4 protein-coding genes and 1 pseudogene are annotated in these 9719 nt (G+C 35.3%); 3 read left to right on the forward strand and 2 right to left on the reverse strand.

All coding sequences use genetic code 11. The features are described from left to right. Positions 1 to 129 precede the first annotated feature (129 nt). Positions 130 to 1185 carry an endonuclease/exonuclease/phosphatase family protein gene (locus K1X16_RS10665; protein ID WP_225036124.1) on the forward strand — a complete coding sequence of 352 codons (1056 nt, stop codon included), beginning with the start codon at positions 130 to 132 and terminating at the stop codon, positions 1183 to 1185. A gap of 105 nt (positions 1186 to 1290) precedes the next feature. Here K1X16_RS10665 and K1X16_RS10670 read toward each other — a convergent pair whose 3' ends face one another. Continuing rightward, positions 1291 to 1731: a hypothetical protein gene (locus tag K1X16_RS10670; RefSeq protein ID WP_225036134.1), complete on the reverse strand. Its 441-nt coding sequence runs from the start codon at positions 1729 to 1731 to the stop codon at positions 1291 to 1293. Between the two features lie 354 nt (positions 1732 to 2085). On the opposite strand from K1X16_RS10670, the gene K1X16_RS10675 reads away from it, so the two are divergent. Beyond that, positions 2086 to 4338: a gliding motility-associated C-terminal domain-containing protein gene (locus K1X16_RS10675; protein WP_225036125.1), complete on the forward strand. Its 2253-nt coding sequence runs from the start codon at positions 2086 to 2088 to the stop codon at positions 4336 to 4338. Positions 4339 to 4378: 40 nt separating this feature from the next. Here the strand turns inward: K1X16_RS10675 and pbpC are convergent, their stop codons facing one another. Next, positions 4379 to 6730 (reverse strand): penicillin-binding protein 1C, encoded by a 2352-nt coding sequence (gene pbpC / locus K1X16_RS10680; protein ID WP_225036126.1) that lies wholly within the window; start codon positions 6728 to 6730, stop codon positions 4379 to 4381. A gap of 146 nt (positions 6731 to 6876) precedes the next feature. On the opposite strand from pbpC, the pseudogene K1X16_RS10685 reads away from it, so the two are divergent. Next, positions 6877 to 9719 (forward strand): annotated as a pseudogene (locus K1X16_RS10685) (hypothetical protein); the annotation flags it as partial.

Genomic DNA, 9719 nt, shown 5'->3' on the forward strand with positions numbered 1-9719 from the left:
TTTTAAAGTTAATAATCTTTGTACATTAAATAAAAGTTATTTAAGGCGTGCAAATTTACATTATTTATAATAAATATATACTTTTGGCTCAAGATTTGTAATGTAATTAATGTTAACATAACATATAAAATGAAAAATATAAAACTAACTTTAATAGTAATTCTGCTTTCTACACTGATGAGTGTTACTGCACAAGAAAAGAAAAAGTATAAAATTCACACTGTTGCTTTTTACAATTTAGAGAATTTATTTGACACCATAAATGATACGACTAAGTACGATGAAGCTAGTCCTATGATGGAATTAAATGAAGCGCTCAGAGCAGAGGCTTACGTAAAAAAACTTCATAATATGGCAAAAGTAGTTGCAGATATTGGTTCTAAGGATACCAATAATTCGCCTGCAATTATTGGTGTTGCAGAGGTTGAAAACAGACAGGTGTTGGTCGATTTAGTAAACGAACCAGAATTGTTGGATAAGGATTATGGTATTGTTCACTTCGATTCGCCAGATAAAAGAGGAATTGATGTAGCGTTGCTTTATCAAAAAGCGCTTTTTAAACCAATTGACACAAGCTCGCATGAGTTGCTTATTTATGACGATTCATCAAGAGAACGCGTATATACAAGAGATCAACTGTTAGTGAGTGGTGAATTAGAAGGAGATTTAATTCATATTATTGTTAATCACTGGCCATCGCGAAGTGGAGGTGAAGCAAGGAGTAGATTTAAACGTGTCGCTGCCGGAAAATTGAATAAACGTATTATAGATTCTTTACAGTCAATAGATCCTTATGCTAAAGTTATAACTATGGGTGATTTTAATGATAACCCTATAAATGATAGTTTAAAAAAAGAATTAAAAGCAGAAGGAGATCAAGATAAAGTTAAGCTTAAAGGTATTTATAACCCTTATGAAAATAAGTATAAAAAATTAGGTCTAGGGACTACAGGTTATAGAGATTCTTGGAGTTTGTTTGATATGATTTTGTTTACACAGCCATTTTTAGAAAAGGATTATTCATCGTTTAGATTTTATCAATCCGGTATTTTTAGCGAGTCCTATTTAACAAACAAAGAAGGGCGTTATAAAGGTTACCCTTTAAGAATGATTAACGCTGGACTTTCTGGAGGTTATAGTGATCACTTTCCGGTTTATATATACTTAATAAGAGAAGTAGAATAGCTTGGTTTTAATAAGCTCTTTTAATTAGGAGTCTGATTATTTACAAAAATAAAAGCGTCAAATATTAGTTTATTTGACGCTTTCTTATGTGCTATTGTTTAAAATTTAAAACCACAGGTTCCAAGGAATCTTAGCCAATACTAAAATTAAGGCTAGCGTATAGAAAATAGCTAATAGTTTAAATTTTGGTTTAGACGTCAATTTCTTTTTATGTTTTGAATAACCAATGGTCACTAAGGCTATAGCAATTATCATAGTTAAAGGATGCTCTATAATAAGATTTCTCAATCCAGAATTCTTCATCACTTCTCCCATACCTCCAACTTCTTTGATGACTGAAAAATAATCCTTCATAAAAAACAGTACAATACCTATTAATAATTGAATGTGCATTGTAATTAAAGCAAACAAAGAAATTCTAAAATCTTTAGCGTCAAATTCTTTGTTTCCAAAAAATTTAATCAGTGCGTTGAGTGTTGCAAGGACTAAAACTATTAACACCAAATAGGCCCATTTTGAATGTATAAACTGAATTGTTTCCATAATTAAAAATATTTTTGTGCTTGTAAAAATACACATTAGAACTTTACTCGGACAATTATATTTCCTTAATTATTGTGTAGAAAAGTTTTTCAATACTTAAATTATAAACAAAGTATTTTTATTCCTGGTCGTTATTTCTATAGTTGACTTTTTTGAGTGTTTTTTTGTGATGTAAGAACAAGTTCTCTATTTGTTTTTCGTAAAACACTCTGGTCTAATGTTGTATTAACTATACATGAACTATACAAACACGGTTTTGGTTGTTTTTTTCGCAATAAATCTACAATTATTGGATAATCTTATTTATATATTTGAGCGTATTCAGTAATCTCTAATTAAACTAACTAAACAATTTTTATGAATGTGCTAAACAATTTTTCAGGTCTTAAAGTAATCATAATTTTCTGTGTTTTTTTTCTATCAATTGGAGTACATGCACAATTAGGATTTTGTTCTGGTACTTCAGGTGATCCTATTTTCTTTGAAGACTTTGGAACAGGAACGGTAAATTCTGTTCTTCCAGAAGGTACAACAACATATTATTATACAGATGGCTTTCCTGATGATGGTTTTTATACTGTAGGTAATGGTTCTTTTGGAAATGGTTTTGATTGGCATGAAGTTGAAGATCATACGCCTGGTGATACTGATGGTAAATTTTTAATGGTAAATGCAGGCTTTTCAGCTGGTGAATTTTATAGAACAACAATTTCAGGGTTATGTGAATCTACAACCTATGAATTTTCAGCCTGGTTACTTAATTTTGTGAAAATACCAGGATTTTGTCATGATTTAGGTATAGAAATCCCTTTTAATGTTCGTTTTCAAATTTGGGATAGTACAGATACTAATTTATTAGCAAGCGGAGATACAGGAGATGTTTATGGTGAAGCAGATCCAAATTGGGAACAATATGGTTTAGTGTTTCAAACCTTGGCAAATCAAGATGAGGTAATACTTAAAATGATAAACAATGGTGATGGTGGCTGTGGAAATGATTTAGCAATAGATGATATTGCGTTTAAAGCTTGTGGTGATTATGTGACGGTTACAGACCCATTAAATAATACTTCTGCTACTGTTTGTAATAGTGAAATTCCATACACAACAACATTAACTGCAACACCAGATTATGCTGTTTATACCTCTCATTTTTACCAATGGCAAGAAAGTTCTGATGGTGTTACATGGACAGATATTGAAGGTGAAACTAATCAAACCATTGATGTGTCTATAACTGCTGAGACATTTTACAGAACAAAGATTGCTGAAATAGCATCGAATTTAGATAATGATCAGTGTATAATATTATCTGATGTTTTTGAGATAACAGTTAATCCTAATCCAGAAGCACCAACAAGCAGTGGTGATGCTCCCTTTATTTGTAATATAAATGAAGCCGTATTGTCTGTTACTGTGCCACCAAATACAGAAGTAAACTGGTACGATAGTGCTGCAGGAGGAGTTCTTCTTCAGGCAAATAGTCTTAGTTATACTGCAACAGCGTTAGGAACTTATTATGCGGAAGCTGTAGATCTTACTACAGGTTGTATAGCAACAACCAGAACGGCAGTGAGTGCAATTAGTGCATTGCCAGATTCGCCTATTAGTGATGGTGATGTAGATTTTAATTGTGGTCTAGAAGAAGCGATTTTATCGGTTTCTGTACCGACAGGAGTTACGGTAAATTGGTACGATAGTGCTATTGGAGGTAATCTTTTACAAGCGGATAGTTTTACATATACAGCTACAGCACTAGGAACATATTATGCGGAAGCAGTCGATTCTACAACCGGATGTGTGTCTTCACCAAGAACTGCTGTGATCGCAGTTAGCGCTCTACCAGAAGCACCAATTAGTGATGGTGATGTAGATTTTAATTGTAATCTAAATGAAGCAATTTTATCGGTTTCTGCTCCTGCCGGAGTAACAGTAAACTGGTATGATTCTGCAGCTGGTGGAACACTTTTGTTAGATGACAGCCTTAATTTTACAGCGACCTTAGAAGGCACTTATTATGCTGAAACCACAGATAATCTTACAGGTTGTATTTCTGAAACTAGAACAGCAGTGAGCACAAGTATATTTGCTCCAAATGAACCAATGAGTAATGGAGATGTAGACTACGATTGTACAATTAATGGAGCTGTATTGTCGGTTAGTGTACCTTCAGGAATTATTGTGAATTGGTACAGTTCCGAATCAAGTGAAGACATATTACTCGCAGATAGTGAAACATTAACAGTAACAGATCAAGAAATATATTATGCCGAAGCTGTTAATGAACTTACAGGATGTATTTCACTTTATAGAACATCAGTCAGTATTTCTACGGAAACGGGTCCTCAAGATTGTTTTATTCCTGAAGGTATTTCACCAGGTGTTTCACCGGGTTTAAACGATAATTTTGACCTCAGTAATTTCGATGTTACTAAAATTGAAATCTTCAATAGGTACGGTACGTTAGTGTATTCAAAAAATAACTATACTAACGAATGGGAAGGTCAAAGTAACAATGGTGATGAACTACCTGTAGGAACTTATTTTTATACTATGACTTATGATGGTGGAGCAAAAAATCAAACGGGTTGGGTTTATATCAATAGGTAGTTTAATAACTTCTCAGTTGATAAATAGAGCTTTTAAAACGTTATTCTGAAACTGTAATACGATGTTTTAGTTCATTACCTAATGCATCTATGACGGTTATAGTGTGTTCGCCAGGCGAAGGCAATACAGCCATATCATGAATATCCTTGGTGTTTCCGATATAGTGTTCATCAATATACCAATACACTTCTAGTTCAGGTTTAGAATGGGCAACTTTAAGTATTAATTCATTGGTTTTACCATCAAAACCTTTTGGTAAATAAATGGTGCTTTGTTGGTTAGGATAAATGAATTCCATTGTAACGCCTGAAGATTCTAAACAATCCATTCTAAATGGAGGTAGAGGAGTGTAAAACGGGTTTTTATTTTTGAAATAATAGGCTTGCAAAGGAGGTAACACAAACCATGGTTTATTTGTAATGTTTGCGATTGATTCGCAAGAAGAATTTACCTGATATCGTTCACTAGCATCTAAGTGCACTAATTTATGAAACGGACAAGGGCCCGTTTTCTTACCGCTTATTTGAATGTATTTCATTTCTGTATCATCACAAACTGATGACGCTCTATAGCCACTTTTTTTGCAAATACTTACTTCAAACATTTCGTCGTATGGCGTAGCAAACCAATCGCTTTTAGGCAATACATCAAAGATGTCAAATAAAATTGGCGCTGCCGTTTGCACTCCAACTAAGCCAGGACGCCCTTCACCATCAGCATTACCAACCCAAACACCAACCACATAATCCGCTGTGGTGCCAATGGCCCAAGCATCCCTAAACCCAAAACTAGTACCTGTTTTCCAAGCAATTTCTTGTGAAGAATCGTAGTACTCCCAACTTTCGTCGCTTTCTGGTCGGTTGACTTGCTTCATACTTTCAAAGGTTAAAAAGATAGAAGCAGCATCAAAAACGGCTTTTTCTTTAATGAGTTTTCCAAAGTCAACAGACTGCTTTGCATTGAAAATAGGTTGTGTAAATTCATTTGTAAAATACTGACTAGAATTCGCATTAAAATGGTTTAATGTTGAAGCCATAGCAGCATAACTCTTACATAAATCCCAAAGGTTACTTTCAGCTCCACCAAGCACTAAAGACAGTCCGTAATGGTTGGCATTGTATTTTAAATCTTTAAGTTGAAGTTGTTTCAAATAATGATAGAAACGATCCAAACCAAACTCCTGAAGCATGCGGACCACAGGAACATTCAACGAGCGCGAAAGTGCTTCATTAGCATGCACTGCACCATCATAGCTTTGGTTATAATTTTCAGGTTGGTAGCTTCCAAATTGTGTGGGTATATCAGCAACCAAAGTATTAGGTAAAATATCGCCTGCATCTAGCATGGCAGCATATAAAAAGGGTTTTAAAATACTACCTGTACTTCTAGGTTTGTCAATAATATCAACACTATTTTGATGGGTTTTACCAGTAGGTGAATTTCCAATATAAGTGAGAACCTCCCGAGTTTTTACATCTAAAACTAAAACGGAAAGATTATGAATTTCATTCTGTTTTAATACATTATGATGTTGCTCTACTATGGTATTTGCTTGTTCTTGCAAGTCTATTTTTAGACTCGTTTTAAAACGTTCACCTTTATTAGTTTTGGCTATTTTTTGTAGTAAATGTGGTGCTATTTGAGGTAACGGATACGGTTTTTGAGGTAGGCTTTCTGCGATTGATAATTCATAAGTTAATTTGTCTATAATGTCGTTTTCGTGAAGTTTTTTTAGCAAACGGTTGCGTTTATCTAACAACTGTTGCTGATTTTTACCTGGATAAATTAAACTTGGTGCATTTGGTAAAACTGCTAAAGTGGCACTTTCTGCCCAAGACAAATGAGAAGCACTGCGGTTAAAATAGCGCCAAGACGCAGCATCAATACCTACTACATTTCCACCGAATGGAGCATAACTCGCATACAGGTTTAGGATGTCGTCTTTAGACAATCTAAATTCTAAACGTGTAGCTAGAATAAGTTCTTTAAGTTTTTCAAAATAGGTTCGAGATTGTCCTTTACGTGATAGTCGAATAACTTGTTGTGTTAAGGTGCTGCCTCCACGCTTAACGTCGCCAGAACTTAAATTACTTTTTAAAGCTTTAAAAATTGAAATTGGGTTAAATCCTGGGTGTTTATAAAAATACTCATCTTCAAATTGAAGTATGCATATTTTAAATTTTTCAGGGACAGAATGAGTTGCTGGAAATCGCCATTGACCATCCTCTGCAATTAAAGCTCCAAGCAATTCATTTGACCGACTTGTAATAACTGTTGCCGTCGGATCTTTGAATAATTGTCTTGGTAAACAGAAAAAATAGGCAACAATTAGTAGTATAATCACTAAGGATGTAATTCTGTTGCGTTTAAAAAAATTAATTAACCTATACATAGACTATACAAATGCTGTTTTCGCAATTATATCCTTAAAAATTAAAGATTATTGCACAAACTTATATATATATTTGAAACGTGCGAAACAATTTTATATATCTTAAAATAGTCATAATTTTTTGTGTTTCTTTTTTCTCAAAAGAAGTGCATGCCCAATTAGGATTCTGTACAGGAAATTCCGGTGATCCAATTTTTGTAGAAGATTTTGGTACAGGTACAAGTTATACACCACAATTACCTGTGGGAACAACGACCTATACTTTTGTTGGATATCCAGGGCCACAAGATGGTCAGTACACTATAGGACCGAGTACTGATTTTTATAATTGGAATATGCCTAGTGACCATACAGGAGACACAAACGGAAAGGCACTAATTGTAAATGCTAGTTTTAGTACAGGAGAATTTTATACAACACCTATAGATGGTTTATGTGAAAATACAACCTATGAATTTTCATCATGGTTAATGAATATTTTGCCAGCATCAGGTTGTGGTGGAAATGGAATTCCTGTAAATGTTAAATTTGAGATTTGGGATGATACCAATACGAATTTATTAGCCTCAGGTGATACTGGTGATATACATGGTACAGCAGTTCCAACTTGGGAACAATATGGTTTGGTTTTTCAAACCTTACCTGGTCAAACTTCTGTAATTCTCAAAATGCTAAATAATGGTGTTGGAGGTTGTGGTAATGATTTAGCCATAGACGATATTGTATTTAAGAGTTGCGGAGATTTAATTGCTGTTGAAGATAGTAATAATAATACTTCAACAATCGTTTGTGCTTCAGAAACACCGTATTCTGATCTTATTACAGCAATACCAGATTTTGCCGTATTTAGTGATCATTATTATCAATGGCAGTCAAGTACAGATAGTGTAAATTGGTCTGATGTTTCGGGTGAAACTAATGCTTCTATTTCTGTTTCTGGAATTACAGAAACAACATATTATAGAGCTAAAGTTGCTGAATTTGAAGCCAATTTAGGTAATTCAGATTGTATTACATTTTCAGATGTATATGAGTTTCAGGTGAATCCTAATCCTGATGCACCTGTTAGTGATGGTGATGTTGATTTTGACTGTATTACTAACCAAGCGACATTGTCTGTAGCGCCTGAAACCGGAATTACAGTGAATTGGTATGATGCAGCAACAGGTGGAACCTTATTACAAGCTGATTCAGAATCCTACACAGCAACAGCTCCAGGAATTTATTACACAGAAGCGGTTGATGCCGCATCAGGATGTGTATCTACCACAAGAACTCCTGTTAATGCTTCAGCAGCAACTTTTCCAGAGGCTGCAGTTAATGATGGTGATGTAAGCTTTAATTGTGACACAAATGAAGCGACACTATCAGTTACAGTTCCGGCCGGAATTGTTGTGAATTGGTACGATGCCGCAACAGGTGGAACTTTATTACAATCCGATAGTTCAACATTTTTAGCAACAGCCGAAGGCACCTACTATGCAGAAGCTGTTAATACGGTAACAGGTTGTGTTGCGCTCGCAAGAACAGGAGTAACAACATCTATTGTGTTACCAGATCCGCCAATTAGTGATGGTGATACGGATTCTGGCTGTAATTCTACTGAAGCGACCTTAACTGTAACCGTCCCTAACGGAATTATTGTAGATTGGTACGATGCTGCCAATGCAGGCACTTTATTAGAATCTAATAGTACGAGTTTAGTTGTTAATGCGTCAGGAACTTATTATGCACAAGCTACAGATGCAGCTACAGGGTGTGTTTCGGCAACTAGAGTTGCAATCAATGGAGACATATTAACGCAAGATGATGCTGCTTTTAATGTCACTCCGACATGCGATGGAGCTACGGCAACAATTTCAGGAACCTCTGGTGGAACATTTTCGTTTAATCCAATTCCTACAGATGGAGCTACTATAGATTCGGCAACAGGAACAGTTACCAACGGAACTTCAGGAGCAACTTATACCATAGAATATTTAACACCTGGAGTGTGTTCAGATACGCAATCCGAAACATTTAATGTCATTGCAGCAGATGATGCTTCATTCTCCATAGCTCCAACATGTGACGGTGGAATAGCAACCATAACAGGAGATACAGGTGGTACTTTTTCATTTAACCCTGTTCCAACGGATGGAGCTGTTATTAATACTACTACAGGTTTGATTACTGGAGGTGTTTCAGACGCAAGTTATACGGTTGAATATACAACTGTTGGCACTTGTCCTTCAACAAGTTCGGAGACTGTTACTGTTCATTCTGAAGTTACACTGATTGCTCCAACACCATTAGAAGTTTGTGACGATGGAGTTCCTGATGGACAGACAGAGATCGATTTAAGTTTTAAAAACGCAGAAATCACAGGAAGCAATCCTAATTACGCTATAAGTTATCATGTAACGTTAGCACAAGCTGAAGCGCATACAAATATATTACCGTTATTATACACCAATACAACTAATGGTCAAGTTATCTTTGCGAGAGTCGAGGATATCAATACAGGCTGTTTTGCAATTACAACATTAGAGTTAGTCGTTCAACAAGCACCAATTGCTAATACGCCTCAACCATTACGATATTGTGATCCAGATAATGACGGTTATGGCTTATTCACACTTAGTGATATCGATGACGAAATTACGGGAGGAGCTTCAGGGTTAGAAGTCACCTATCACGAAACCGAAACTAATGCCAATACCGGAGCATACGCCATAGATACCACAGTAGACTATAACAACATTGTTCAAAATGCGCAAACTATATATGCGCGAATAGAAAGTCCAACGATAGCAACCGACTGTGCAACAATTGTTGTATTAGAGTTAATCGTAGAGCCAACACCACAGTTAGTGGCACCAACACCGTTAGAGGTGTGTGATGATATCTCAGCTGATGGTTTTGCAACCTTCGATTTAACTACAAAGGCAGACGAAATATTAAACGGTCAAGACCCAGCAAAATACATCGTTAGTTATTACGAGAATGA

This window comes from Winogradskyella sp. SM1960 (assembly GCF_020179375.1).
Lineage (GTDB): Bacteria > Bacteroidota > Bacteroidia > Flavobacteriales > Flavobacteriaceae > Winogradskyella > Winogradskyella marina.